Below are 24,604 nucleotides of genomic sequence, written 5' to 3'. Positions count from 1 at the left end.
ACTTTAGGGGCCACAGAAGCCGTAAATTACAATGTTGTTGCTTATGTGAAAACTGAGAAAGCATTCCCCGGAATTAAGGATGCTTTTCACACCAAACGCCCAGCTTGGCGCAGCCGCTCAACCGCTGTGGATGCAAAATCTTCCTTGACTAGGGCCACGAAATGGTGATCCCGCCAGGCGCCATCGATATGCAGGTTGCGGCGCAAAAATCCCTCGGAGCGAAAACCGTTGGCCTCCAGCACGCGCCCGGAGGCGGGGTTTTGTTCCAAGTAGGTTGCGGTCACTCGGTGCAGGCCTACCCGCCCAAAGGCATGGTCCACGCCCAAGGCCGTGGCCGCGGTGGCAACGCCCGCGCCCTGCACGGCGGAATAAACCCAATAGCCAATCCAACAGTCCTGGATGCTGCCGTGCTGGATATTGCCTAGTGTTACCTGGCCGGCGAACTTTCCCTCGAGCTCAATGGCTAGGGGGACTACCTGCGCATCGCGCGCGGAGTTGCGCAGAAACATGAGGTAATTCCACCAGGCCTGCGAGCTATGGGCCGCTGCCCAAGTGGTCGCCTGGGTCGGCTCTACCGGCCGGAGCAAGGGTTCGTCCTCAATGCGCTGGCGCCGCCATTCGGGACCATCCGAGCGCAGCAAAGGCCGCAGCCGCAATCGTCCGCCAGACGGCAGTGTCCCCGAGGCAGGAAGCTGCACCGTCGGCGTCGCTTCTGGCCAACCGGGGTGCAGATCATCTGTGGGCCCAGTAACTGGATGGCGCAGCTTCGCCGCAGCGGTACCGAAAGGGTCAAGCATTAGCTGCGCTGGGTAAGGAATAAGACATCAACGACATCGCCCGGGCGAATCTCGGTGACTTCCTCAGGGACGCGGATCATGGCATTGGCTTCGGACAGTCCCGCCAGAAGGTGCGCCGGCGCACCGGTCGCTCCGCCAAGGCCCTCGACCAAATAATCTGCGGTCTCGGCATCGCGCATCAAGCGGGCGCGGATGAAGCCACGGCGTCCGGGGCGGGAATCAATGTGGTTCAGTGCGCGGGCACGCACCACTCGGCGGTGGGCATTGCGCTTGCCCAAAGCCAGGCGAATCAAGGGACGAATATAGATTTCGAAAATAACCAGCGACGAAACCGGGTTCGAAGGAAGAAGGAATGTAGGGATGCGCTCATCTCCTACTAGCCCAAAGCCTTGCACGGATCCTGGGTGCATGGCCACGCGGGAGGTATCGATATCGCCGATTTCCGCCAAAATCTCCCGGATCTGTTCGGCACCGGCGCCACCAACGGCACCGGTAATCACGAGGGCCTCGCTGCGCGTGATGTGGGTTTCTAGCACTTCCCGGATGCGGCGCGGCTCGCCTTCGGCAATGCCTACGCGGACCACGTCCGCCCCCGCTTCTTTTGCGGCGGCGGCCAAGGAGTAAGAGTTCACATCAAAGACTTGGCCTAGGCCCGGTTCCTTATCCACATCAACGAGCTCGCGGCCAAAGGACACGATGGTCACGCGCGGGCGCGGATAGACCAGCACTTTGGAGCGGCCCACCGCGGCCAATAAGCCAATCTGCGCTGGGCCAAGGACGGTGCCGGAGGACACAGCGACATCGCCGGGCTGGATATCATCGCCCACGCGGCGGACGAAGTCGCCCGAGCGCACCGTCCTGTGCGCCGTGATGCGCTTGCGGCCGCGGTCGGTCCACTCGAGGGGTAGGACGGCATCGGCAAGCGTGGGCAAGGGCGCGCCCGTATAGACCCGCACGGCTTGCTTGGGCTGCAAACGCAACGGCTGCTTCGAGCCGGCCGGCACCTCGCCCACCACGGGCAAGGAACGCTCAACCTCTGGTGGGGCGGGCTGCGCGGCGGCGTCATCGGCCTGCTCGGGGGCATCCTCACCCTCGCTGCCTTCTTGGTCCTGATTCTTCGGGCGCCGAACCTTCAACCCGCGCTCGCCACCGATATCAACGGCGCGAACCGCATACCCATCGATGGCCGCCTGGGGAAAGCCCGGTAAAGGCTGATTGGCCTGCACCTGCTCGGCGCACATTAACCCCAGTGCATTAGAAATGCTCATCCGCACCGGCTCCGGGGTCGTCGCCGCATCAGTAACCAGCGCCAACTGGTCATCAACTGAACGCATACGGTCTCTGCCCGCCCTTTCTTATTGCCCTTTTACCTTGCTGCCCTAAACGCACGTGCGCGCGGTGCAAGGTAATTAGTTAAGGCCTTGTTCCGCCTCGAAATCGGACATGATTTGTTTAATAGCTTTATACAGCGCTGGGCCGTATTTTTCATCGCGCAGGCCAAAGTCCACGTTGGCCGGGATATAGCCACCGGGGTTGCCCAAATCGTGGCGCTTACCCTCGTGGACCACCACGTGGACGGGCTCGCCTTCTTCAATGAGCAACTCGATGGCATCGGTCAGCTGCAATTCGCCACCCTTGCCCGGTTCGATCCGGCGCAGCGCATCAAAAATCTTGCGATCCAAAAGGTAGCGCCCAGTAGCAACCAGGTTGGACGGCGCGTCCTCTGGGTCCGGCTTTTCCACCATGCCGACGACCTTTTTCACGCCCGGCGCGTCAGTATCTTCTACGTCAAAAACGCCGTAATTAAACGTCTGCTCCTGCGGCACCGCAAACGCGCACAGCACGCTGCCGCCGAGCTCGGCGCGAACACGCGCCATATCCGCCATAACGGTGGCCGGCAATACGATGTCATCCGGCAGCATGACGGCAAAGGAGTCCTCATCTTCTGCCAAGACTTCTTCCGCCAGCCCCACGGCATGACCCAAGCCCAAGGGCTTTTCTTGCTCTACCGCGATGGGCTCAATGAGCTGGTGAGCGCGGTTGACCTTGGCCACCTGCTCATCCTTGCCGCGGGAATCTAAGGTTTCTACCAGATCTGGAAACTCCGCAAAATGGCGCATTACTTCTTGCTTTTCAGGTGCGGTAATGACCGCAAGCCGGCGCGCGCCCACTGAAGCTGCCTCCTCAGCAATCAATTCAATGCCGGGAGTATCCACAACGGGCAGCAATTCTTTGGGGACGGTTTTCGTGGCGGGCAGAAAGCGGGTGCCCATGCCAGCCGCTGGAACTACAACCGTGGTGATTCCGGAGGCGGAATCTTCGCGTTCATTAGCCATGGATCTTAGGGTACAACGGCGCACGATTTTCCTGTGTAGCGCTACGCCACGGACGCTATTATTTATTTATGCCTTCTTCCAGCGACATCAAAGCTCAACTCCGCACCCGCCTGCTTCGCGCGCGCCGCAGCCTCACCGCAGATGAGCGCGCGGAATGGACCACTGCCCTGCGCGAGCAGTTAGAGCCCGAGCTTTCCGGCGTATCGAGCGTCGCTGCCTATTGGCCGCTGGGCACAGAACCAGGCGGGGCGGATTTCATCCCGTGGCTTTCCCGCCGCGTCGACCGCGTTTTATTGCCCATCACCTGCGGCAATGGCGTTTTGAACTGGGCAGATTACAAGGGCCCGCACAGCATGCAGCCTGGTCAGTTGGGTATTTCTGAGCCGGCTGGCCCGCGTTTTGATAGCCGCGTGCTGTGCGGTTGCGATCTGATTTTGGCCCCCGCCATGGCCATCGATGCGGCCGGAAACCGCCTGGGCAAGGGCGGCGGCTACTACGACCGCGCGCTTTCCCGGGTTCCGCGCAACCACCCCGCGGTACTCGCCATGGTCTACCCTACCGAGTTCCTTGACTCTATCCCGGCCACATCCCACGATCGCCGCGTCGAGGCCGTGGTTACCGCCGCAGGAATCCACCGCTTTTCTTCCTAAACGCAGGGAACCGTGCAGGCGGTAGCGCAGTCTAATTGTGCATGGCTCATTCTCCGTCACCGCGAATCTCTCAATTCTTTCGCACTCTTCGCACCCCTGGCCACCGCCGCGGCGTGCTCGTGCGCCGCGTCATCGCGCTGGTCCTGCTCGTTGCCGCGCTGGTTTCCGCGATTTCCAGGGCGAAGGAACTGCCGCAGGTGCTGGTCTTTAGCCACGATCTGCCCGCCGGCGCGGAGCTTTCCGCCTCCGATGTTTCCCTCGAGCGCCTGCCTTCTTCTTCCATACCTAGCAGCGCGCTTGCCGATGCCCCCTCCGACCTCGCCGGCCGCATCATCACCGCCGCCGCGGGCAAGGGTGAGGTAGTCACCAGCAAGCGGCTCCTAGGCCAAGAGTTGGTGTCTAGCCTCGTCGCGAACTCGGGATCGGAGGATTCTGCGGGAGGCAGCTCTGGCCGCATGATCCCTGTAAAACTTGCCGATCCAGACATCATTCCCCACCTACAGCACGGCGATACCGTCGACATCGTCACGGCAAGCAATGCCACCGATTCCCAGCCCGCGACCGCCCGCGTCATCGCCTCCGGCGCCCGGGTGGTCTCCACCACCACCGCGGAGGGCGAAGTTTCTTCTGCCACCGTCTTGCTCGCACTTCCTAATGAGCATGCCAATGACGTGGCCGCGGCCTCTTTAAACCAACCGCTGACCGTGGTCATCGTGGGCGATCGCGCCCAGCCCCAAGCCGTCGATGACGCAGATGCTGCTACTTAAAGACAGCCTGAACCTTTTGCGTAGTGGTGGTCTTTGCAGTACTTATTCCTGATCTATTCCTTCGCCGATTTCGCGATTTCAACAGCTTGGCCGATGTAATTGGCTGGGTTTGTCAAGGCATCAAAGTCCAGCTTTTCCGAAACACCTGCAAGCTTAGAGTGGGCCGCGCAAAACTCTTCCAGGCTGGTACCGTTCTCTCTATTTTCTCGGGCGAATTCCTGAAGAGCGTCGTGTGCGGCACTATGACCAATATGCGGAGCCAACTCCATCATGATCCCTTCAGTCATCAATGAGACACCCGCGCTTTTTACATTGTCTTCTAATGCTTGTGCATCAAAACGCAAGCGAGGAAAGAGCTGGCCCAACTTTTCCAGCGCTCCATCGACGGCAACAAAGATTTGTGGAATCAGGTTGCGGTGGATCTCGGATTGGCGGTGGTCGCGTTCAAAGGTGGCCGGCGCTTGCGTGAGCATGTTTGCCGCCATGCCACAAGCCATGCTGGCTCCCACGGAAATTTTCATTGTGGCAAAGGGATTAAGTTTTTGCGGCATGGTGGACGAACCGGAAGTATGTGCATCCATCTCCTCGCGGGCCTCGACCAAATCGGATTGCTGCATAGCGAAGAGATCCTCTGCAATCTTGGCCAGACTTTGCCCCAAGGTAGCCACGGTCGTCACAAGCTCTGTCATTGTATCCGAGCTCGCATGCCAAGAAACCGGTTGATAAACCAGTTCCAATTCTTTGGCAAGGCGCCGACTTAACTCAGGGCCTTGTTCTCCAAAGGACGCCAGCGTGCCTACAGCACCGGTAAATTGAATCTGTTCCGTGCGCTCGCGCATCGCTTCCAAGCGTTCCCTGCTCCGGCGCAGTTCCGCATTCCACCGCGCGAAGCGCGTACCCAGTGTCGTCGGCAATGCATACTGCCCATTGGTGCGCGCAACCATTAACGTCGTGGCATGCTCGTGAGCAAGTTTGGCGGTAGCTGCAATCACAGCGTTCAGGCGTTCCAGTATTAGGTCAGTCGCTGCCTTGATCTGCAGGGCCCGCGCGGTATCCAAAATATCTTGAGTCGTCGCCCCGAAATGGACCCAACCGCGTTGGTCTTCCGGAACCGCCTCCCGCAGCGCATCTAGGACAGCGACCGAAGGATTGCCAACCCCGCCGCTTTGGGCTTTTTCAATCAGCTCATCACTGGCGACTGCATTATCTGAGATCGCCTCGGCAGCCTCCTGCGGGATGATTCCCATGTGTCCCTGCGTCCGCGCCATTGCCGCTTCAACAGCGAAAATCTTCCGGATAAGTTGTGCTTCTTCCCAGTGGGCTTCCATGTCCGCTGTGACATAGCCTTTCTTCTGAAAAGACGAGTTCAGTGCGCCGATTCCCATGATAAATTCCTTACTTTTTCAGATGTAGGTTGTGACCCCAGAACGTGCTTAGAGCAAGATCAGGCTGGATACGATCATCACGACAAAGCCAACCCCCATTGGAAGGAGGGTGCGGCGAATAAGCTCGGTGGTAGAAATCCCTACGCCACCGGCGACGGAAATGATTACCCCGGAGACCGGAGAAACCGCGCGGAATAAACCACTGGCAAATTCCATTGGGGTAATCACTGCCGCTGCCGAAGCACCGAGCCCACGGCTGACATCAGGCACCAGGCTGGCAAAGGAAGAAAATGCGCCGACACCGGAACCGGTCAGGAACGTCACTAGGCCCACGATCAAGGTGAACATGAGGGTGATGACGATAGCGCCGGCACCGAGTTGCTGGCCTCCATCGATGAGCATGGAAATGGCGCCCGTAGCCGTCAACCCGGTGGCGAAGATTTGCGCTGCGATAATCAATGCGACGATGCCACCAAACATCTTTCCCATACCCGTAAAAAAGGATGTGGCTTGTTCAGTTGCGGTAGCAAAAGAACGATGGCGGATGATTTCGCACAGCATGGCCAATAGCCAGACAATTACGAATGCTCCCACTGTGCTCAGCTCGATGCTGTCATTGACCAAGGGACTGAAGATTATCAACAAGATAATGGGCAGTGCGAGAAATAAGCCATACCACTTCGGGCCTGCTTCGCCAGAACCATCGCCCATGGTGTCGGTTTCCTTGTAGTCTTCCAAATCCCGCTTATCGTAATGCTGCTGCACGAAATAGTGAGTGATAGCAATTGCAATAGCAGTAGGAATGGCCACGATCAGCTGGTACTGAACAAAGTAGACGACTGGGGATAAATCAATGGTTCGCGCCGACAGCACCGAGGTTCCCGATGCCGGCCCCATAGGCAATGCAGAGGCTGACACGATGACCGCGCCTGCTGCTGCGGGGCTTACCCCTACCGCCTTCAGCACTGGAAGCAATAGCACTAGAAGCAAAATAGCGAGCCCAGCAGCGCTGGGGATAAACATAAAAAGCACCACGCCGAGGAAATACGTGAGGATTAGCGTGATGTAGGGGTGTTTGAACTTTGCGATTGGGGCGGCAAGCACCTCGACCAGTGCCTGTGAAGCGCCGATCTTGTTCATATATGCCGAAAAGCCGCCGGCCGCCATAATGATTAGGCCGACGCCTGTTAATTGGCTACCAGCAACTTGTTCGAATATGCCAATGATGTCTAGCCACCGAGATCCGGTGGAGTCTTCCTCATCTAAAACTCCGTAGCCAGCTTTGGCCGCGGTAGAAACTGCAATGAGAATAAACCCGGCAAGCAATAAAATGATGACCGGCTTATGACCTTTAACAAGGAGGTAGCCTGCACCAATGGTGACTGCCAAGGCAAATAGAGCAAGTGCGATATTCATGCTGGGATCCCTTCTGCCCACGCATTAGAATACTGTTATTTTGACAAACAATATTTTTTATATTCCGCTTTCACACTAACACCAAATACCTATACCGCAACCGGTGTGCATTAGTTAACTAAGCAACAATATTGCAGCCTCCATCCCTCCAAGTTGTGAATACTTTTAGCTTGAACTAAACTCCCTGCTTGCTCATGGTTCACGCCCATCCTTATCTACCCCCAGAAAGGTTCGTCTTCTCCCATGCTTAAGGGCTTTAAAGACTTCATTATGCGCGGCAACGTGGTTGAGCTTGCCACCGCAGTCATCATCGGTTCCGCGTTCACGGCAATCGTCACTTCCGTGACGGATTCCATCATTCAGCCGATCATTAACTCCCTCGGCTCCGCCGAGGTCGATGGTTTAGGCTTCCAAATCACCGATAATAAGTCCACCCTCGTAGACTTTGGCGCCGTCATTACCGCCGCGATTAACTTCCTGATCATCGCCGCAGTGGTGTACTTCCTCATTGTGATGCCGCTGAACAAGCTCACTGAAGCCGCTAAGCGCCGCCAGGGTGTGGACCCAGAGGCGCCGGCACCGACCTCGGAAGAACTCTTGGCAGAAATCCGCGATCTTCTGCAGGCCCAGAACGCTGAGGCTGTCACCGCCGCAGATAAGGCACTTGGGGATGCCACTGCAGCCGAGGACACCGATAACTCCACAACTTCTGAGGGCAAGCACAGCCGCCACGACGACTAATCCTTGCTAAGAAGCAGTTAAGCCCGTGTCCACCTTCGCAATGAAGGAGGCCACGGGCTTTTGTTATGACTGTTTCAGCATTTCCTGGCTCGGGACAAGGATGCGCAGACTATTAGCCGTGGTGCGGCGGCTGGTTCTCGCGGTAAAACTCTTCGCCGCGCTCGGCTGCTTGAGCACCGTCGCCTTCCGCCGCGGCATCATCGAGAGTGACGATGCGCTGTGCATCGGCACCTTCTCCACTAGCTAATTCCTGCTCTACTGGGCGGTCCGCGCTGCGGTCATATTCCGACGCATCTGATTGCCTGAATACGCGCCTGCGCTGGCGGCGTGGTTGAGAGGTCATGGCAGTATCTCCACCCCTTTCCTTGGCGCTATTGCACGCTGGATTCTTGCAATTGATCCACGAGGTGGTGGACCAGCGGGGTCAATGTAGCCATTCCATCGCGCACGGCAGCGCGCGACGGTGCGAGGTTGACCACGACGGTGGAACCAGAAACGCCCGAAATACCGCGGGATGCACACGCATCGACCGCGCCGCAGGCCTGACCAGAAGAGCGCAATGCCTGGGCCACGCCCGGCACCATCTTATCGATGACCCCAGTGGTAGCTTCCGGGGTCTTATCACGCGGGCCCACGCCAGTGCCGCCGACGGTGAGCACGAGATCCACACCGCCGACGACGCCGGTTTCAATAGCCTGCCGGATCTTGGATTTCTTCGAGCGCACGACCACCGAACCATCGATGCGGAAATCCGCCTCTGCTAAAAGTTCAGTAACCAGTTTGGAGGTGCTATCTGAATTTTCGCCGGGGTGATCCGTGACGATCACAACGAGCGCGCGGCGCGGCGCCGCCACTCGGTCCTCCTTCTCACTGGCCAAGAGGTAAGCATCATCCGGCTCCGCCACATCCCGCAAAGCGTCTGTGGAAGCCGAATCCTCCAACCTGGTCGAATCGGTCAAGTCTTGCTGAGAGTCTGCCATTTTTCTCCTTCAAAGAAACGTCGGGGGCGCAATGCGGACACGGCGCGGGCTGGCTTTTAATCTACTCGCCCGTCAGGGTTACCTCTACCTGACGAGTATCATCCGAATTTCCATCGGATACTTCCAAGGTGACGGTCGCACCGAAGTCCTGGGAACGAGCGGCCGCGATAAGCGCATCGGCGTTTTCAATCAGCCGGTCATTGACGCGGGTGACGATATCGCCCTGCTTCAATCCTGCTTGTTCCGCTGGGCTGCCCGGCTCGACCTCGGCAATGCGCGCGCCATTACCGTCATCGCGCGCCAAGACCTTAACCCCCAAGGTGGGGTGAGTTACCTGGCCTTTATTGATGAGCTCATCCGCCATGCGCTTGGCAAAGTTGGAAGGGATGGCAAATCCAAGGCCGATAGATCCGCCCTCGCCCGTGGCTTTATCAGACAACGAGGCAATCATCGAATTCATACCGACGATATTGCCGTCCATATCCACCAAGGGGCCGCCGGAATTGCCGGGGTTAACGGCGGCGTCAGTCTGGATGGCATCGATAAGCGAAGACTCGCCACCCTCCTGGGACGCACGCACCGGACGGTTCTTTGCGGATACGATGCCAGAAGTCACCGTGGCATTGAGGCCGAGCGGCGAACCGACGGCGACTACCTCTTGGCCGACCGCTACCGCATCCGAGTTACCGAATTGCAAGTGCGGTAGGTCTTGCACGTCCTTGATTTTGATGACGGCGACATCCGTATTGGCATCGGAAGCCACGAGATCAGCTTCGTGCTTGCTGCCATCGTTCAAGGTCACCTGCATGATGCCGCCCTGTTCCGCACCGGCGATGACGTGGTGGTTGGTTAACACGTAACCATCGGGAGAAATGATCGAGCCAGAACCTTCGGCAGCCGAGGTCCGAGTGGCGGTCTGAATGGATACCACGGCCGGCAAAACCTTGGCGGAAACCGCTTCCACCGAACCTTCCTCTGGCTCCTTACCCATGCTATTGGCGGCCGGTTGACTATGAAGAGCCTCGTTAACCACGGACGTGCCGCTGCTGGATTGGTTCTTGCCCACGACCACACCGGTAATGGAGCCTGCTGCGATTGCCGCTACGGCAGCGATTGCCGTCGCCACGCCAAGCCCGATCTTCTTTTTCTCCTTTGGCTGCGGCGGCAACGGCGTTACCCCAGGCACAGGCGGCTGACCGGGTTGGTTATTTGCAGGCCCCTGCTGGGAGTACTCGCTGTACTGGCTAGCGAAGCTAGATGTTTCATCCTGCCCGCGGGTACCACTCTGCTGAGCGCCACCAAAAAGGCGATTGCTGGGCGGGGTGTGCTGCCCGTGTGCGGAAGCTCGTGCCTCCTGCTCGTTGATGCGCGGCTGGTTCCAGCCCTGGGAATAGGTTCCATTGGAATAAGCGGATCCAGAATCCTGCTGCCCACCGCGCGGCTGGCTATACGGCGTTTGTCCATTGTTCGTATCGTAGGGTTCCTGCGGGACACCGTGCGACTGGCCATTATTGCCGCGGTTGTCATCATTCCTCATGTTCATAGGAACACTATGCCTCGCTTCGCTTAGTCACAACTTAAACTACTCTGCCAACGTACTAGAAGTTCCTGTGAAGTTACTGTAGGCAATAAGCTGGTTAAACTCGCCGCACCCGTCGCCTCCTTCATGCTCGCACACGCCTCCACCATCGCCCCACTAAGCATTTTTCATTCTGGTGCCCGAGCCGCCGTGAACACAATCACCGAGGAATAAGACTGATCCACCATCAGATTAGCGCACTTTTATATTTACTTTATGGCTAGCCTTGCTTTAATTTGAAGTGGATTTCGCTAAGTCTTTAAGGCCCAAGGAGTAGACAGCACTGTCACGGCTCAAGTCCTCCCCCACGGCCTAGCGCCACCCTGGCCGAAAGGCGCTTTTTAAGGCCTAAACGACAGGATGTGTTGGTGAAGTTATATGTTTAGCCCGTCTGGCCTGCTGGTATTAGGATTATTTCACTTATCCGGAGACATAACGCAGCCTCGGACCTGAAATACCGCCGGGGGCGTGCTGATGTGCTAAGCGCTGAGGTTCACGATGAATGGATGAGTAAGAATCATCCTCGATGCCCCGTCTGTAGCGAGGTGTGCACCAAAATACGGGACTACAAGCACCTATGCACCAGCGATGGCGATGGAACGCCTGTAAAGCCACTGTCACTCGCGCTAGAGGCCGACCCAGGAAAGTGGGCGAATCAGGGCGCAGACCCACGAGCCAAAGCACACACCCTAGCCAACCAAGAAACACAAGCCACCATCGGCCGTGAATACGGCCGACCAGCAACTTTCGACAGTTGCCTACAACCACTCTATGGGAATACGCAAAGGCCACATGCCCTAAACCACGCAGTCCACCAACACAAAATGTCGTTTACCCCGACACGCCAGAAAACAACACATTTTGTCGTTTAACCCCTTTTTAATACCCCACCTAGGAGCCTAAAACATCGCAACCCCCTCGCAGTCACTAAAAGCAACCGGGAGGGGGTGGGATTGAATGCAGGCTTAGAACTGCTCTACGTCAACCAGGCCGAGCTTAGCGGCCTTGACCAGACGGCGCGGGATGCGCACGGTCTGACCGTCGATGGTGACTTCCTGGAGGGCGACGTTGTCAGCCTTCCACTGGGAACGACGTGCGTGGGTGTTCGCACGGGACTTCTTAAACTTAGGAGTTGCCATTTTCTTTTCTTCTCCTTACGCGTTCTTCTTCTTGCGGCGAGCCATGGCACCGAAGCGCTGGTTGAAGCGCTCGACACGGCCAGCGGTATCCATAACGCGCTGTGCACCAGTCCAGAACGGGTGGGACTCAGCAGTAACGTCAACGACGATGAGCGGGTACTCGTTGCCGTCTTCCCACTCAACGGTGCGAGAAGAGGTAGCGGTGGACTTGGTCAAAAAGGAGTGACCGGTACCAGCATCGCGGAAGACCACTGGGTGGTAATCCGGGTGGATGTCTTTCTTCATATATATTCCCTCAGGGTTGGACTACGGGTCGGTTCCGCACACTGGGCTGCTATGCCGGTACGGATCGTGCCCGAGTTGGGATGTACAGTTACAGCTCGCCCGGCGCCACAATGCGCGCCGACCGATAACCTGAATTATCCTACATTCCACGGCCATATATACGAAATTGCTCACCTGCGGCAACCACAGTCGCCACAGGCGCGCATATGCGCCTCATTCGTTATAGTAAGGCCTCGAACCTCCCCCAATGCCTTGGTTACAGTTGCTCGATCTCCAACACAACGCGAACAACATTAAGTACGGGGCGATTGCGGTAGCGATTAGGTATATCGCGAGTAAGGCTGTAAGATTTGCTCTTGCTGTTGTCAAAATATACGTATTACGCCCCGTCTACTGGTTTTTGACGACGATGCCGCACCTGCTCACACCTCACTTTTTGAGCACTGCCACCCTCACACGGCAGTCGGCACGTAGTCGTTTATAGCCACGATGTGGGCGGCTAGGAGAAAGAAGACCCATGTCGGCTATTTGCCAGGTAACGGGCCGCAAGCCGGAATTCGGCAAGCAGGTCTCGCACTCGCACCGCCGCACTTCGCGCCGTTGGAACCCCAACGTGCAGCGTCGTCGCTACTACCTGCCCTCTGAGGGCCGTACCATTACTCTGAATGTTTCCACCAAGGGTATGAAGATCATTGACCGCGACGGCATCGAGTCCGTTGTTGCCAAGATCCGCGCACGTGGGGAGAAGATTTAAGTATGGCACGTAACGATATTCGCCCAATCATCAAGCTGAAGTCCACTGCGGGCACCGGTTACACCTACGTGACCCGTAAGAACAAGCGCAATAACCCGGATCGCATCTCCCTGAAGAAGTTCGATCCGATCGCCCGCAAGCACGTCGAATTCCGCGAGGAGCGATAATTCATGGCTAAGAAGTCCAAGATCGCTAAGAACGAGCAGCGCAAGGAAATCGTCGCCCGCTACGCGGAGCGTCGCGCTGAGCTCAAGAAGATCATCAAGAACCCGAACACCCCGGATGAGGAGCGTTTGGAGGCTCAGTTCGAACTGAACCGCCAGCCTCGTGACGCTTCCCCAGCCCGCGTTCGTAACCGCGACGCAGCCGATGGCCGCCCACGCGGTTACCTCCGCAAGTTCGGCCTGTCCCGTGTCCGTATGCGCGGCATGGCTCACCGTGGTGAGCTGCCGGGCGTTCGCAAGTCCAGCTGGTAAAGGGGTAATTGCACAATGGCTAATAAGCGCAATAACCAAAAGAAGTTCCGTATGGAGCAGAGCCGTCGCCCGAAGAAGAACCCTTTGAAGGCTGAGGGCATTGAGAAGGTGGACTACAAGGACACCAAGACTCTGCGTCTATTCATCTCGGATCGCCACAAGATCCGTTCCCGTCGCGTCACCGGCTTGAACCCGCAGCAGCAGCGTCAGGTTGCTACCGCAGTCAAGAACGCACGCGAAATGGCTCTCCTGCCGTTCACCACCCGCTAAACAGTAGCTGGGTATCAACAGCGCACTTTTGCCGCTGGCAAGTGTGACACGGTAAAAGAACCATAAACTTTCGCCGCCCCGCCTTTCGAGGTGAGGCGGCGAAAGTCGTTTTTAGGGTCTCGCTACGCCGCAAACGCCACACGCCGCGGCAACACCAGCCGCAAAACTCGTCCACGAACGCCCACTGCCACGGACGCGACGAACCCGCTGCACACTCCCCCAAGCGCTACTGCGCTTTCACATAAGTGTTACATTTATAGCAATCCTGCGCCGCACAACTTTTAGAAGCGCACCGCTTTGTAATGAGTGAAAGGCAGTGACTGTATGGCCCTGCACCAATCCCTTCTCGATCTTTCGGAGCTTGCTCCCCATTGCCAATCCCGGGCAACCGCTCGCGGCTTGTTGGCGGAGGCACAAGATGTCTTGCGCAATGCGGTAGCGCACCAGGATGATGAGATTGAATTAGCCTCCTGGTTTTCGCGGCTACTGACAGACATCGTGCGCACCCCAGGCGTGGACGCGGATGTCCGGTTAACCGGCGCGGCGGCGCGCGGGGATCAGCTGCCCAGCATGCCCATCGAGTGGATGGGAGAAGACAGCGACTTGGAGTCTGTTTTTCGCGATGTTGGCCTAGAGGTGCACCAAGCAGCCGATTCCATGGCAGCGCGCGTCGATGCTGGCCTGCCTTTAGGCCACGGCGGCGAGCAGGCGTTGTTGGAGGAGGCGTTGGCCCAGCGTCCGCCATTGCTCCAGCGCGTTGGCGGTTTGCCCGATCGCAGCGCGGCCGTGGATATTAAATCCATGCTGTTATCCCCCATCGCCGCCATTGCGCGGTGGGCGGCACCGGGGCCGCGACCTACGGTCGATCGCCTCGCCATTGGTCAAGAACGCGGAATGCTCACAGCGGAGGACGCAGAGACCTTGGATCTTGCGTGGCGCACAGGGTATTCGGTAGAAATGCGACGCTGGTTCGACAATGTGCACGGCCGCGAATCCACGCTGCAGGATCTCCCGCCGCTGGAGCGCACGGCCTATGGCACAGCTTGCCGCATGGTGTCTGCGACCTTCGAATCCATCTCCCAACGCGCCGCGGATGGCGCACATTAAAATCGCCACAAAATGCTGTGACCATGCATGCGCTCCGCGCCGTCTGGCTGCGGGGCTGTAGAGTTGTTGAGTAAAAGCATTTTCTGCTGAGAGAAAGGAGGCGTCCGCCGCATGTCAGGAAACGTCGGTAGGCCGCGTAAACATAGCCCCCGCCGCAGAGGCAATAGCGCCCGGGAAGAGATTCTGGACGCCTCCTCAGAGTTATTTACCACCCAGGGCTTTGCCACGACGTCGACCCACCAAATCGCGGACGCGGTGGGCATCCGGCAGGCATCGCTGTATTACCATTTTCCCTCCAAGACGGAGATTTTCCTCGCACTGCTTAATTCCACCATCGAGCCCTCGCTGGAGCTTGCCGATGAGCTGGTAGATTCCGATGCCGAGCCCGAGCAGCGCCTGTGGTCGCTGGTCGCCGCGGAATCGCGCCTTTTGCTCACCAGCGGTTGGAACGTCGGCCGGTTGTACCAGTTGCCGGTGGCCAATTCGCCTGAATTCTCGGAGTATCACAGCTCCCGCGAGCGGCTGCAGAACCACTTCCGCACCACCGCCGCCGCGATTGTGGGAGATGCGGATCCGCGCATCGAATTGCCCTTCCACGTCGCGCTATCCGTCATCGAGATGCGCCCCAATGATGGCACGCCTCCCTATGCCGCGGCCCAGTCGGTTCCGGAGACTGCCGCCATGCTTGCCGATGCCGCCCTTGCCGTCCTCGGCGCCACAGTCCCCGAGGACGCCGAAGCCATGACGCTTGAGCTACTGAAGAACCGCAATGACTCGATCTCTGCGGCTGCGGCGGCCGCTGCTGATCGCAAGAAGAAAAAGTCTCGCTAACTGTTTCCTTGTGGCTTCGCTAACCACATCCTTGTGGCGACGTTAACCACTTACCAGTGGTTAACGTTGCCAGGATTCAGAAAAGTCCGCAGTGGCGGCCAGTCCGCCGCCTTCGCGCACGCTAATCCCGCTGGAGGTTACGACAATGGTCGAGGGCGTGGCATCCACGTAGTAGTTGCCACTATCTTGGCCAATGATTGGCCCGGTAAACTCGCCGCCGAAGATGGTCGACCGGTAGGTCAGCGTTCCTCCCGTGTTTTCGCAGACAATCGCTCTGCCGTCTGGACCTTTGCCCGCGAAGACGACGCGCTCAAAACGATGGCAATCGGCGTAGGTATTAATATCGGTCCAGCCGTACTCACCCAGGCCATCGATGAGGTCACCTCCGCCACCATTATTGTTTTTCGGTGGCTGTGCCTGCGCCTGTTCCTGTTCGGTTTCGGTCACCGTCACCACGGGTGGTTCTTTCTCCTCGGTTTCCGGGGACTCGGTCGTCGAGGTTTCTTCTGCGGAGATATCCGTCGTGCTCTCTACGGTGGTCATGCCGCTGTCACCAGAAAATTCGGGCTGCTCCCCATCCGTTCCATTGCTGCAGGCGCTTAAAACGATGCCCGCAGTCGCTACCGCGCCGAGGCGCAGTCCCCAACGCAAACCTGAAGTTAGATTAAAGTGCGGCATAATAAGTCCTTTCTCACAAGCCGGGGTGAGGGCTAACAAGCTGGGCTCGGCCAAGCAACGTCGGCCTTGGAAAGATCGACCGCCATGCCCGAAAGTATTGGTTGGGCGGAGGCGTATTGACCATCGGGGGCCGAGGCGATGAGTGCTACCGCAACCTCGCGGCCGCCGATGGTGGCAAGACCCATCTGCCGCACATCATAGCCGCCGGCGGTATCTGGGCCCCAGCCACCTTTAAGGGCAGCACCCTCTAGATTGCGCAGGCCATAGCTTTGGGCGGGGTCGGGCGTAGACATCGCGCTGAGGATGGGCTCCGCACCGTTGACGCAGCGCAGCTTCGCCATGAATGCGGCTTGGTCGCCCACGCTCCACTGCGTTTGCCCGAAGGCGCTAAATTCCGGGCGGGTGACCTGGCTTTGTACCTGGGTGGTGGTATCGCCGGCCTCGGCAAGTACTTGTTGCGCGGCCTGGGCGGCTTGTGCGCCACCGCCAAGGGCGTCCCAGGCGGATTGCGCCGCCTCATTATTGGAATAGGTAATCGCGGACGTGACCACGTCCGGGCCAATGAGCCCTGCGCGATGCGCGGCGATGAGCACCGGCACCTTGGAGGTGGACCAGGCGGTTTCGGGCGCGGTGCGCCCGGCTGCAACGGTAGTGGTGCCATCCGACACCGCGATGCCCACATTCCCGTAGTTGGCGGCGATGCGGTCGAGTTCGCTTTGCAAATCACCAGCCACAGCCGGCCCGCCATCTTCGGCAGCTTTCGCGGCATCGGATTGGGCATCAGCCGGCGCAGCCTCATCCTGCGCTGCGGCATCGCGAGGGCTATCCTCCCTATCCGCCCTATCCGCCGTGCTCTCCGTAGAGCGCGACGTCGCCTGCTTGGCGATGCCCGGCTCTGATTCCGGCTCCTGCTCGCCCTGCCCGCACGCGCTAAGACACAGCGCCCCGGCGATCATTAGGCCGCCGAGCGCCATGCGTCTCGGTGTAGTACGCCTCGGTGCGGTGTGGGTTGGTGCGAACATGGCCAGGCTCCTTAGGTCTCGGGCGCTATCGCTAGTGAGCGAAGTGGCGCGTTCCAGTGAGATACATCGTAACACCAGCGGCCTTAGCTGCCTCGATAACTTCTTCATCGCGGATGGAGCCGCCGGGCTGGACAACGGCTTTGACGCCGGCATCGAGAAGCACCTGCAAGCCATCGGCGAAGGGGAAGAAGGCATCGGAGGCGGCGAAGGAGCCTTGGGTGCGGTTGGTGGCATCGGCAAGCGTATTGGCGCGCTCGACCGCAAGCTTGGCGGAATCCACGCGGTTGACTTGGCCCATGCCCACGCCCACGGTAGCGTTGTCCTTGGCCAGCAGAATCGCATTGGACTTAACCGCGCGCACCGTGCGCCAAGCGAATTCGAGCTGGGCCAAGTCCTCGTCGCTCAGGGCCTCGCCCGCTGCCAGGGTCCAGTTTTCGGGCTTATCGCCCTCGGCCTGGTAGGTATCCGGTTCTTGGCGCAGCACGCCGCCGGAGATGTACTTGCGCTCCTCGCCCTGTTCCTCTGGCTCGGCCAAAAGCACGCGCAGGTTCTTCTTGCTCTGCAGGATTTCCAGCGCCTTATCCTCATAGGCGGGTGCGACGATGACCTCGGTGAAAATGCCCTTGACCTGCTCGGCCATCTCTACGCTGACCTCGCGGTTGACGGCGATGACGCCGCCGAATGCGGACATTGGGTCGCAGGCATGCGCCGCGCGGTGGGCTGCAGCGATGGACTCGTCCGATACGGCAATGCCGCACGGGTTGGTGTGCTTGATGATCGCGACGCAGGGCCGCTCGTGGTCCCAGGCCGCGCGCCACGCAGCATCGGCGTCCTGGTAGTTATTGTAGCTCATTTCCTTGCCGTTGAGCTGCTTGGCGTTAGCCAAACCCTTGGTGCCAATCCGGGTCACGGTGGCGGCCTGGTGGGAGTTCTCGCCGTAGCGCAGCGAGGTGGTCTCCTCGCCTTCGCTGAGCTGGTCAACGAACCATGCGGAAACCGCCGCATCGTAGTTAGCGGTGTGGAGGAAGGCATCGCGGGCAAGCCCTCGGCGCTGGTCAAGGCTAAATCCACCCTCTTCAACGGCCTGGGTTACCTCGCCATAGCGCGCCGGATCCACGACCACGGCAACGGACGGGTGATTCTTGGCCGCCGCGCGCACCATGGAAGGCCCACCGATGTCGATCTGCTCCACGCATCCATCGAAGTCCGCGCCGGAGGCTACGGTTTCCTGGAAGGGGTACAGGTTGACCACGACGAGCTGGAAGGGCTCTACCTCAAGCTCATTGAGCTGCGCTAGGTGGTCTTCCTTGCGGGTATCGGCCAGAATCCCGGCGTGCACGCGCGGGTGGAGCGTCTTGACGCGGCCTTCCAGGCACTCGGGGAAGCCGGTTAGCTTTTCAACCGGGGTGACCTCGATTCCCAGGTCTGCAATCTTCTTGGCGGTGGAGCCGGTAGAGACGATCTCTACGCCTGCCTTATCAAGTGCGCGGGCCAGATCCTCCAGCCCCGTCTTGTCGTACACGCTAATGAGTGCGCGCTTTACCTGCTTGCGGTCTTCGCTCATGAGGAGGATTAAGCCTTTCGAAAAGTCTTAGTCTGCGAGTTGAATAAAAAGTTCCTCGCCGCGGGGCTGCGCCGCGCGCAGCACATCGACGATGAGTTCGCGCTCTACCTTTTTAATGCGCTCGTGGAGGCTGGCCTCATCATCGTCTACCCGCACGGCCACCGGCCGCTGCGCAATGATGGAGCCGGTATCCACGCCCGCGTCCACGAAGTGGACGGTAGAGCCTGTGACCTTCACGCCGTATTCCAACGCATCGCGCACCCCGTGCGCGCCCTTAAACGCGGGCAATAACGCCGGGTGGGTATTGATGGTGCGACCTTCGAAGCGGCGGAGGAAGCCCTCCCCCAAAATCTTCATAAAGCCTGCAGAAACAACAATGTCTGGCTGCGCAGCAGCTACTGCATCAGCCAGACATGTATTCCATTCGGCACGGTCCGCGCCCATTTCCACGATCTCGGTATCGATATCGCGTTCTCGGGCGCGGTCAATACCTCGACACGGCTTATCCGCCACCACTTTCACCACACGGTAGCGCCCATCTTGGGCATCCAAGATGGCTTGCAAAAGCGAGCCCGTCCCAGAGACAAGCACGACAACTCGTAGGCGATCAGTGGCAGCAGTAGCGCGTGGTGGCATCGGTGAAGTCACGCGCTATAGCCTAGTCCCTCCTACCGCTTTCAGTAGAATCTGCCGCGTCAGGGTTGCCCTCATCTGCGTCCTCTTCCACGAGCTCGCCTTCCAGGATCTCGGGGTCTTCAGCCGCTTCGCGCTCGCTGCTTTCCGATGCCCCTTCTTCCCCACCATCGCCCGCGGTACTTTCCGCGTCATCGTCGTCGTCGCTGTCTTCAACGACCTCCCCTTCGATGACCTCGTCGGTGCTGTCTGCGCTGCCCTTGGATTCTGCGGCAGCGTCATCGTCGTCGGCTGCATCCTCTGTTTCTTCCGCAGCGGACTCAGCGGCATCGCCGTCACTCGACTCCGATTCATCCTCGTCGGATTCGCTTTCCCCAGATTCGGCATCAGCATCGTCGGCTTCAGCATTTTCTGCATCGTCCGTGTCCACATCAGACCTCTCTGCGTCAGCGGTGTCCTCTGCAGCCGAATCTTCTGCCGACTCTTCGGTACCGTCTGAATCCTCTTCGGTAGCCTCCGCCTCGGCTGCACGAGCGTCCCGCCAAGTCATGAACGCAAAGGCTGCCGCGACGGCCAAACCGACGACGGCGAACCACAGCGCGGCAAGGCCGGCAGCGGTCCACAGGTGCGGGCCGGTGTGGCCGTAATAGCCCAGCGTGCCGCTGACCAGGTAGCACGCGAAGAACATGATGACCGCGGTAGCCACCGTAGCTGCAAGCACCTTCTGGAAGGATGGGCGCTTCTTATACAAGGACAGCGTCGCCGCGATGAGGGGAACCACCATGAACACAACCGCCCACCCCGGCGAGGAGGCCGGAATGCCACCGGTAATCGGCAGCGGCGGCAGCGGAACAAGGTGGGTGCTAAAAAGGCTTACCTGCGCTTCTCCTGCCGAAAACTCCGACCCCACCAGCACTGCTCCGGTGCTGACGATGGCATTAGGAATATACAGCAGACTCAACAAGATGAGGGTGAAAATTCCCAGCCCGGATATGGAAGGGTACTCATCCATCATCTCCCCTTGGCGCGAGAAGTTGACGATGAAGACCAGCACGAAGACTACTGCCGCGCCAATGGCGAGGTAGGCGAGGTAGCGCAGGGCAATAAGGGCGGCATCGACAAGCAGCGGCGGGGCGCCATAGCGCTTAGCCAAGGCGCGCCACAAGCGGGTACCCATGCCCGCTGCCATCGCGGTCAAGTGCACCACGATAACCCGGGCCAGCGCGGCAGCAAGGTTGGGCGGGGAAACGTCAAAGACCTTGCCGGCATCCCACAGCATCACCCAGGCAATGCAGGTCAACACCACGGGGACGCCAACCACGCAGGCGACGAGTATGGCTAGGTCCTTCACGCTGACTTTGTGTTTTACCGCGGCGCGCACGCGCACCGCCACCACCGTGGCGAGGATGAGTGCGGGCAAGGCAGGCAAGAACGACAGGTCCACCCCGGCCGCCGATACCGGCGCGAGGTTAAAGACCATCCACGCTTCCGCCACGATGGTGGGCAACCATGCGAGGGGCGATCCAAAGAGCAAGAGCGCGCCAAAAGCGAGCGCCACAATAATAAGGACAACAATAATATTCGGCAGGGCCGCCGACATGAATAATTGGCGGATGCGCCCCGCTTTCGTCAGCGGGGCCGGAGTGCGACGGGCCTTCGCCTTCGACCCAGCTTTGCGCGCGACGCGTTCTGCGGAATTGTGCGGCTTTTGCGTCGCTGTGGCGTGGGGCGCACGAGGGGCGCGCTCTGTCTGCACTGTCCGGCCCCGCGCCTGGCTACGCGGGCGGGGCGTTGACCGAGATTGGGGGCTGGTGTTTTTGTTCATCGGCGTCCACTTTGCCACCTTTTGCGCGCGGTAGCGGGGTGGCGCGACGAGGCACTTCCAAAATCACCGTGGAGTTCTTCAGTAACTACTGTAGACATATATATAAGGAATGAAGTTTTCCCCCTTATCCCCCACTGGCCACAGTAATTTCACGCCACGGCGCCTCCGCAACCGGCTCCGAAGGCGCACTGTTACAGCTTCGGGGCTACCACGGGGGCTTGGTTTTAAGAGATTTATATCGCACTATGCGTAAAATTCTCCAGAAGTTGCCTGCATGTAGGCTTATTCCAGACCAGCGCGAGAAAATATTCACTTTTGGCTTGCTGTTATCTTTTTGAGACGCTACTGTTACATCTCGTTGGTAACAAGAAGGTCACAATCTCGTAACTAACCCAGAGACGATGTAACGCTCTTTTTGAAGATTGTGAAAGACACGAAAGAAGATTTAATGCGAAGCAAAGTTCAGCGTGGCGCCGGCCGCCATCGCAAGATTGTCACCTCGCAGACCACAAAGGGTCGTATCGCTGTCATGACCGTTGCAGCCGGTGCCGTGTCCACCGCCGGCGTAGGCGGCGCAGCTGCCGCAAACGTTGAGTCCGACAACACTGCATCTACCACCACCACGACGCAGTCTGTCGACTACAAGCTTGCCGCTGATACTTCCGAGGTTAATGACGCCCCAGCCGGTTCCTCCGATGCTGCGCCGCAGATCCTCAACGTGGCTGAGGCAAAGCCGGTCACCAACCTGGTTGACCAGCTGAGCAAGTCCATCCAGGCTTCCGCTGACCGCGCCGCCGAGGACCTTGCAGCTCGCGCCCCTTCCATTGCCCGCCCCGCTGAAGGCGCCTTCACCTCTGGCTTCGGCCCGCGCTGGGGTTCGTTCCACTCCGGCGTTGACATCGCCAACGCCATCGGAACCCCCATCCTTTCCATCATGGACGGCACCGTTATCGATTCCGGCCCAGCCTCCGGCTACGGCCAGTGGATCCGCATCCTCCACGATGACGGCACCATGACCGTATACGGCCACATGCAGACCCTCGACGTTGCCGTGGGCGAACACGTGCACGCAGGCCAGAAGATCGCTGGCATGGGTTCCATGGGCTTCTCCACCGGTTCCCACCTCCACTTCGAGGTTCACCCGAACTCCGGTGACGCCGTTGACCCACAGGCATGGCTGGCCGAGCGAGGCATCCAGCTCTAAGAGCCTTCTTTCCTTCTTGTTCAAGCGCCGCAGATATCCCCTGCGGCGCTTTTGCTATACCTAGCGGCACCCTTCCACCTCCGCTCGCTCGCAACCGCAAAAATCAATCCCCGTTCGCCAACGCGTCGTACACACCGCCTAGGGCCGAAAAGTATTCCCGCAATTTACCTACATGCCATGTGTTTGCAAGATGCGGCCCTTAAGCTGTCAGCTGTCTTTTTATCCAGCCCTCCACAAGGAATACTCATATGCGGACACGCACTCTCTCCCTCATCACTGCCCTTAGCTGTGCCCTCGCGCCCGCACCAGCTCTAGCTTCCGAAGGCACCACCTACTACTCCACCAAGCAGCATTACCAGCCACAGGGATCAAGCTACGCCGAAGCCCCCAGTGGGTTTCACCAGATTTACACCTCAACGGTAGATCGCCACGGATCCCGCGGGCTATCAAGCTTTAAATACGATGACCTCGCGCAGCAGATGCTGGAGTATGCCCAACAACGCGGTCAGCTCACCGAGCTCGGCACAAAGCTCATCCCGCAAGTGGAGGCCATGATAACGGTAAACCAAGAGCTATCCGGTGGACCTGGCCAAGAAGCCGGTTATGGAAATCTGACGGAAGTGGGACGAGAAGAGCTCATGGGCATCGGCAAGCGCAATGCACAACGCAATGCGGAGCTACTGGGACCGATTGCTGCCGAAGACCTCAAGGTGAGCTTTACTTCCTCAGGAGAGGACCGCGCCAATGACTCTGGGTGGAACTTCGGGGAAGGTCTACTGGAACAGTCTCCCGCACTGACTGAGCACTTGGATGATGAAATGACAGACGGCCACGTCAACATCGCCGCACGCCCTGACCTGATGTACGCACACAAGGATAAAAACGCTGCATCCTATCAGCGCTATACGGAGTGGAAGGACTCTCAGGTTTTACAGGAAAAAGTACAACAGGCCTACGCCAAGCCAGAGTCACAACAGGCTGCACGCAGCTTACTGGCTAAGATTTTTGCGCCCGAATTTATCAATGCTTTAGCAGATGGTTCCGTTCACTTTTCCGCCCGAGAAAAGGAAGATAAATCCGTTGAAGGCATCGTCGATGCGGCCTTGCAGTTTTACAACCTATACATCATCGCTCCAGCTTTGGAGCACGAGGAAAAGGCCCCGGCGGAGGGGTGGATCTTTGATGAGTACATGGACGATACTAACGGGCCGACCTTCGCTTACCTGCTTGACGTAGAAGACTTCTACGAGAAAGGCCCGGCTATCCAGGGCCAGACAGTTGCCTACGACAACTATGAACCACTGCTCGAAGAGATGATTAGAAACGTTGAGGACCGCGCTGCTGGCGGCGAGGTAGCCGCCAATTATCGCTTCGGCCACGCCGAGACCATCATCCCGCTTGCCGCGTTACTGAAGCTGCCCGGTTCCGAGCACGGTGTCCCAGAGGAAGATTTATACAGCTGGGATAACTCCGCATGGCGTGGTGATGCCGTCTCGCCGATGGGCGCGAATATTCAATGGGACGCATTCCAAAATGATCGCGGAGAGACCCTCGTGCGGATGCTCTACAACGAAAAGGAAATCCCATTCCACGATGGCTGTGAGCCCATTACCGCCGACTCAACTTTTTATACTATCGAAGAGCTGGCAGATTGCTTGCCCTTAGGCTCCACCTCAGATCACTCTCAAGCCCACCTCATGGATGCTGAAGACGCGACAGATCACCAACCACCGGTTGCTGATTCCCTCTCTTCCAAGCCGCAGTTCTGGGGGATCATCGGTGCCCTTGCGGGCGCACTGGCCATCGGTATAGGAATCGGTGCGGTCAACGCTTTCGGCCCACAAATTCAACAGCAACTGCAGAATTTTAGCAGTCAGCTCCCTTTCTAGCGCCCTTAGGGATGGCCCCGCCCGACGGGGCCACAAGACGCTTTCAGCCGAGTCCAGTACAGGGCCTTGTCGCAGGTAGACGGCTTTTTACGGTCCTTCCCCAGCGCTCAAACCACCCTACCCCCCGATAGCTACCCCCAGAGCTTAAACCAGTACTTCAAACCTGCAACTTTAGCCACTTTCGTAACACGCACAACAAGCTGGCATGTTCGAAACTTTTCGAATGATCGTGGTTTCTACCAGCATTTTTCCAGATTGCGCGGCACCCATGGGCAG

26 protein-coding genes and 2 pseudogenes are annotated in these 24,604 nt (G+C 58.7%); 13 read left to right on the top strand and 15 right to left on the bottom strand.

Annotation, left to right across the window (positions count from 1 at the left end; genetic code table 11):
* Positions 1-86: 86 nt before the first annotated feature.
* The 3 genes from ABRP86_RS05820 to ABRP86_RS05810 all read right to left on the bottom strand — a co-directional run bounded on the left by ABRP86_RS05820 (position 87) and on the right by ABRP86_RS05810 (position 3,133).
* On the bottom strand, positions 87-797 hold the full coding sequence (locus ABRP86_RS05820; RefSeq protein WP_023025989.1) for a GNAT family N-acetyltransferase: 711 nt from the start codon (positions 795-797) through the stop codon (positions 87-89).
* A complete protein-coding gene (gene glp, locus ABRP86_RS05815) occupies positions 797-2,131 on the bottom strand; it encodes a molybdotransferase-like divisome protein Glp (protein WP_023025986.1) in 1,335 nt (444 codons plus the stop codon). Before glp ends, ABRP86_RS05820 begins: the two co-directional genes overlap by 1 nt.
* A gap of 75 nt (positions 2,132-2,206) precedes the next feature.
* Positions 2,207-3,133 (bottom strand): UTP--glucose-1-phosphate uridylyltransferase, encoded by a 927-nt coding sequence (locus ABRP86_RS05810; protein WP_034659306.1) that lies wholly within the window; start codon positions 3,131-3,133, stop codon positions 2,207-2,209.
* Positions 3,134-3,201: 68 nt separating this feature from the next.
* Between ABRP86_RS05810 and ABRP86_RS05805 the strand changes: the two genes are divergently transcribed.
* Together ABRP86_RS05805 and ABRP86_RS05800 are read left to right on the top strand one after the other, a co-directional pair.
* Positions 3,202-3,783 (top strand): 5-formyltetrahydrofolate cyclo-ligase, encoded by a 582-nt coding sequence (locus ABRP86_RS05805; protein WP_349862997.1) that lies wholly within the window; start codon positions 3,202-3,204, stop codon positions 3,781-3,783.
* A 41-nt stretch (positions 3,784-3,824) separates the two neighbouring features.
* Positions 3,825-4,550, top strand: a complete 726-nt coding sequence (locus ABRP86_RS05800; protein WP_349862995.1) for an SAF domain-containing protein — start codon at positions 3,825-3,827, stop codon at positions 4,548-4,550.
* Between the two features lie 53 nt (positions 4,551-4,603).
* On the opposite strand, the gene ABRP86_RS05795 is transcribed toward ABRP86_RS05800, so the two are convergent.
* Together ABRP86_RS05795 and dcuC are read right to left on the bottom strand one after the other, a co-directional pair.
* Entirely contained in the window at positions 4,604-5,935 is a 1,332-nt protein-coding gene (locus ABRP86_RS05795) for a lyase family protein (RefSeq protein ID WP_349862993.1), read from the bottom strand.
* Positions 5,936-5,983: 48 nt separating this feature from the next.
* Positions 5,984-7,351, bottom strand: coding sequence for a C4-dicarboxylate transporter DcuC (gene dcuC, locus ABRP86_RS05790; RefSeq protein ID WP_349862991.1), 1,368 nt, complete (start codon positions 7,349-7,351; stop codon positions 5,984-5,986).
* A gap of 243 nt (positions 7,352-7,594) precedes the next feature.
* Here dcuC and mscL point away from each other — a divergent pair, with 243 nt between their 5' ends.
* Positions 7,595-8,092: a large-conductance mechanosensitive channel protein MscL gene (mscL, locus tag ABRP86_RS05785; RefSeq protein WP_023025973.1), complete on the top strand. Its 498-nt coding sequence runs from the start codon at positions 7,595-7,597 to the stop codon at positions 8,090-8,092.
* 112 nt (positions 8,093-8,204) lie between these two features.
* On the opposite strand, the gene ABRP86_RS05780 is transcribed toward mscL, so the two are convergent.
* The 3 genes from ABRP86_RS05780 to ABRP86_RS05770 form a co-directional block, all read right to left on the bottom strand.
* Positions 8,205-8,435 (bottom strand): hypothetical protein, encoded by a 231-nt coding sequence (locus ABRP86_RS05780; RefSeq protein ID WP_349862989.1) that lies wholly within the window; start codon positions 8,433-8,435, stop codon positions 8,205-8,207.
* A 28-nt stretch (positions 8,436-8,463) separates the two neighbouring features.
* The gene (locus tag ABRP86_RS05775; RefSeq protein ID WP_023025969.1) at positions 8,464-9,072 is read right to left on the bottom strand and encodes a MogA/MoaB family molybdenum cofactor biosynthesis protein; all 609 of its coding nucleotides are present in this window, start codon (positions 9,070-9,072) and stop codon (positions 8,464-8,466) included.
* A 61-nt stretch (positions 9,073-9,133) separates the two neighbouring features.
* Positions 9,134-10,615, bottom strand: coding sequence for a S1C family serine protease (locus ABRP86_RS05770; RefSeq protein ID WP_349862987.1), 1,482 nt, complete (start codon positions 10,613-10,615; stop codon positions 9,134-9,136).
* Between the two features lie 542 nt (positions 10,616-11,157).
* Between ABRP86_RS05770 and ABRP86_RS11660 the strand changes: the two are divergent.
* Positions 11,158-11,279 (top strand): annotated as a pseudogene (locus ABRP86_RS11660) (transposase-like zinc-binding domain-containing protein); the annotation flags it as partial.
* Positions 11,280-11,316: 37 nt separating this feature from the next.
* Positions 11,317-11,452, top strand: a pseudogene (locus ABRP86_RS11655) (IS1249 family transposase); the annotation flags it as partial.
* Positions 11,453-11,616: 164 nt separating this feature from the next.
* Here ABRP86_RS11655 and rpmF read toward each other — a convergent pair.
* Entirely contained in the window at positions 11,617-11,790 is a 174-nt protein-coding gene (rpmF, locus tag ABRP86_RS05765; protein ID WP_005279913.1) for a 50S ribosomal protein L32, read from the bottom strand.
* A 15-nt stretch (positions 11,791-11,805) separates the two neighbouring features.
* On the bottom strand, positions 11,806-12,075 hold the full coding sequence (locus ABRP86_RS05760) for a type B 50S ribosomal protein L31 (protein ID WP_005279912.1): 270 nt from the start codon (positions 12,073-12,075) through the stop codon (positions 11,806-11,808).
* 517 nt (positions 12,076-12,592) lie between these two features.
* Here ABRP86_RS05760 and rpmB point away from each other — a divergent pair.
* The 6 genes from rpmB to ABRP86_RS05730 all read left to right on the top strand — a co-directional run bounded on the left by rpmB (position 12,593) and on the right by ABRP86_RS05730 (position 15,513).
* Entirely contained in the window at positions 12,593-12,829 is a 237-nt protein-coding gene (gene rpmB / locus ABRP86_RS05755; protein ID WP_005279911.1) for a 50S ribosomal protein L28, read from the top strand.
* Positions 12,830-12,831: 2 nt separating this feature from the next.
* Complete coding sequence (rpmG, locus tag ABRP86_RS05750) at positions 12,832-12,996, top strand: 50S ribosomal protein L33 (protein ID WP_023025964.1); 165 nt, start codon at positions 12,832-12,834, stop codon at positions 12,994-12,996.
* Positions 12,997-12,999: 3 nt separating this feature from the next.
* Positions 13,000-13,305, top strand: coding sequence for a 30S ribosomal protein S14 (gene rpsN / locus ABRP86_RS05745; protein ID WP_005279906.1), 306 nt, complete (start codon positions 13,000-13,002; stop codon positions 13,303-13,305).
* A gap of 15 nt (positions 13,306-13,320) precedes the next feature.
* Entirely contained in the window at positions 13,321-13,575 is a 255-nt protein-coding gene (gene rpsR, locus ABRP86_RS05740) for a 30S ribosomal protein S18 (protein ID WP_023025961.1), read from the top strand.
* 324 nt (positions 13,576-13,899) lie between these two features.
* The gene (locus tag ABRP86_RS05735) at positions 13,900-14,682 is read left to right on the top strand and encodes a putative nucleotidyltransferase substrate binding domain-containing protein (RefSeq protein WP_349862985.1); all 783 of its coding nucleotides are present in this window, start codon (positions 13,900-13,902) and stop codon (positions 14,680-14,682) included.
* A gap of 111 nt (positions 14,683-14,793) precedes the next feature.
* Entirely contained in the window at positions 14,794-15,513 is a 720-nt protein-coding gene (locus ABRP86_RS05730) for a TetR/AcrR family transcriptional regulator (protein WP_349862984.1), read from the top strand.
* Positions 15,514-15,573: 60 nt separating this feature from the next.
* Here ABRP86_RS05730 and ABRP86_RS05725 read toward each other — a convergent pair whose 3' ends face one another.
* Genes ABRP86_RS05725 through ABRP86_RS05705 form a run of 5 tightly spaced genes read right to left on the bottom strand, consistent with a single transcriptional unit; the run spans position 15,574 to position 21,166 of the window.
* Positions 15,574-16,191 carry a hypothetical protein gene (locus ABRP86_RS05725; RefSeq protein ID WP_349862982.1) on the bottom strand — a complete coding sequence of 206 codons (618 nt, stop codon included), beginning with the start codon at positions 16,189-16,191 and terminating at the stop codon, positions 15,574-15,576.
* Positions 16,192-16,223: 32 nt separating this feature from the next.
* On the bottom strand, positions 16,224-17,213 hold the full coding sequence (locus tag ABRP86_RS05720; RefSeq protein ID WP_349862980.1) for a hypothetical protein: 990 nt from the start codon (positions 17,211-17,213) through the stop codon (positions 16,224-16,226).
* A gap of 31 nt (positions 17,214-17,244) precedes the next feature.
* Complete coding sequence (gene purH, locus ABRP86_RS05715; protein WP_349862978.1) at positions 17,245-18,777, bottom strand: bifunctional phosphoribosylaminoimidazolecarboxamide formyltransferase/IMP cyclohydrolase; 1,533 nt, start codon at positions 18,775-18,777, stop codon at positions 17,245-17,247.
* Positions 18,778-18,804: 27 nt separating this feature from the next.
* Positions 18,805-19,413 carry a phosphoribosylglycinamide formyltransferase gene (purN, locus tag ABRP86_RS05710; RefSeq protein ID WP_198010497.1) on the bottom strand — a complete coding sequence of 203 codons (609 nt, stop codon included), beginning with the start codon at positions 19,411-19,413 and terminating at the stop codon, positions 18,805-18,807.
* A gap of 22 nt (positions 19,414-19,435) precedes the next feature.
* Positions 19,436-21,166, bottom strand: a complete 1,731-nt coding sequence (locus ABRP86_RS05705) for a cell division protein PerM (protein ID WP_198010495.1) — start codon at positions 21,164-21,166, stop codon at positions 19,436-19,438.
* A 517-nt stretch (positions 21,167-21,683) separates the two neighbouring features.
* Between ABRP86_RS05705 and ABRP86_RS05700 the strand changes: the two genes are divergently transcribed.
* Together ABRP86_RS05700 and ABRP86_RS05695 are read left to right on the top strand one after the other, a co-directional pair.
* Positions 21,684-22,439, top strand: a complete 756-nt coding sequence (locus ABRP86_RS05700; RefSeq protein WP_023025928.1) for a M23 family metallopeptidase — start codon at positions 21,684-21,686, stop codon at positions 22,437-22,439.
* Between the two features lie 248 nt (positions 22,440-22,687).
* Complete coding sequence (locus ABRP86_RS05695) at positions 22,688-24,328, top strand: histidine-type phosphatase (RefSeq protein ID WP_349862976.1); 1,641 nt, start codon at positions 22,688-22,690, stop codon at positions 24,326-24,328.
* The last annotated feature ends 276 nt before the right edge of the window (positions 24,329-24,604 follow it).

Origin of the sequence: Corynebacterium sp. KPL3927 (assembly GCF_040225835.1) — a bacterium.
Lineage (GTDB): Bacteria > Actinomycetota > Actinomycetes > Mycobacteriales > Mycobacteriaceae > Corynebacterium.
This window is presented reverse-complemented; position numbering and strand designations above follow the sequence as displayed.

Bases quoted from the DNA above. Each gene is read 5' to 3' on its own strand.
- ABRP86_RS05820 (WP_023025989.1), bottom strand. From the start codon at position 797: ATGCTTGACCCTTTCGGTACCGCTGCGGCGAAGCTGCGCCATCCAGTT.
- glp (WP_023025986.1), bottom strand. From the start codon at position 2,131: ATGCGTTCAGTTGATGACCAGTTGGCGCTGGTTACTGATGCGGCGACG.
- ABRP86_RS05810 (WP_034659306.1), bottom strand. From the start codon at position 3,133: ATGGCTAATGAACGCGAAGATTCCGCCTCCGGAATCACCACGGTTGTA.
- ABRP86_RS05805 (WP_349862997.1), top strand. From the start codon at position 3,202: ATGCCTTCTTCCAGCGACATCAAAGCTCAACTCCGCACCCGCCTGCTT.
- ABRP86_RS05800 (WP_349862995.1), top strand. From the start codon at position 3,825: ATGGCTCATTCTCCGTCACCGCGAATCTCTCAATTCTTTCGCACTCTT.
- ABRP86_RS05795 (WP_349862993.1), bottom strand. From the start codon at position 5,935: ATGGGAATCGGCGCACTGAACTCGTCTTTTCAGAAGAAAGGCTATGTC.
- dcuC (WP_349862991.1), bottom strand. From the start codon at position 7,351: ATGAATATCGCACTTGCTCTATTTGCCTTGGCAGTCACCATTGGTGCA.
- mscL (WP_023025973.1), top strand. From the start codon at position 7,595: ATGCTTAAGGGCTTTAAAGACTTCATTATGCGCGGCAACGTGGTTGAG.
- ABRP86_RS05780 (WP_349862989.1), bottom strand. From the start codon at position 8,435: ATGACCTCTCAACCACGCCGCCAGCGCAGGCGCGTATTCAGGCAATCA.
- ABRP86_RS05775 (WP_023025969.1), bottom strand. From the start codon at position 9,072: ATGGCAGACTCTCAGCAAGACTTGACCGATTCGACCAGGTTGGAGGAT.
- ABRP86_RS05770 (WP_349862987.1), bottom strand. From the start codon at position 10,615: ATGAACATGAGGAATGATGACAACCGCGGCAATAATGGCCAGTCGCAC.
- rpmF (WP_005279913.1), bottom strand. From the start codon at position 11,790: ATGGCAACTCCTAAGTTTAAGAAGTCCCGTGCGAACACCCACGCACGT.
- ABRP86_RS05760 (WP_005279912.1), bottom strand. From the start codon at position 12,075: ATGAAGAAAGACATCCACCCGGATTACCACCCAGTGGTCTTCCGCGAT.
- rpmB (WP_005279911.1), top strand. From the start codon at position 12,593: ATGTCGGCTATTTGCCAGGTAACGGGCCGCAAGCCGGAATTCGGCAAG.
- rpmG (WP_023025964.1), top strand. From the start codon at position 12,832: ATGGCACGTAACGATATTCGCCCAATCATCAAGCTGAAGTCCACTGCG.
- rpsN (WP_005279906.1), top strand. From the start codon at position 13,000: ATGGCTAAGAAGTCCAAGATCGCTAAGAACGAGCAGCGCAAGGAAATC.
- rpsR (WP_023025961.1), top strand. From the start codon at position 13,321: ATGGCTAATAAGCGCAATAACCAAAAGAAGTTCCGTATGGAGCAGAGC.
- ABRP86_RS05735 (WP_349862985.1), top strand. From the start codon at position 13,900: ATGGCCCTGCACCAATCCCTTCTCGATCTTTCGGAGCTTGCTCCCCAT.
- ABRP86_RS05730 (WP_349862984.1), top strand. From the start codon at position 14,794: ATGTCAGGAAACGTCGGTAGGCCGCGTAAACATAGCCCCCGCCGCAGA.
- ABRP86_RS05725 (WP_349862982.1), bottom strand. From the start codon at position 16,191: ATGCCGCACTTTAATCTAACTTCAGGTTTGCGTTGGGGACTGCGCCTC.
- ABRP86_RS05720 (WP_349862980.1), bottom strand. From the start codon at position 17,213: ATGTTCGCACCAACCCACACCGCACCGAGGCGTACTACACCGAGACGC.
- purH (WP_349862978.1), bottom strand. From the start codon at position 18,777: ATGAGCGAAGACCGCAAGCAGGTAAAGCGCGCACTCATTAGCGTGTAC.
- purN (WP_198010497.1), bottom strand. From the start codon at position 19,413: ATGCCACCACGCGCTACTGCTGCCACTGATCGCCTACGAGTTGTCGTG.
- ABRP86_RS05700 (WP_023025928.1), top strand. From the start codon at position 21,684: ATGCGAAGCAAAGTTCAGCGTGGCGCCGGCCGCCATCGCAAGATTGTC.
- ABRP86_RS05695 (WP_349862976.1), top strand. From the start codon at position 22,688: ATGCGGACACGCACTCTCTCCCTCATCACTGCCCTTAGCTGTGCCCTC.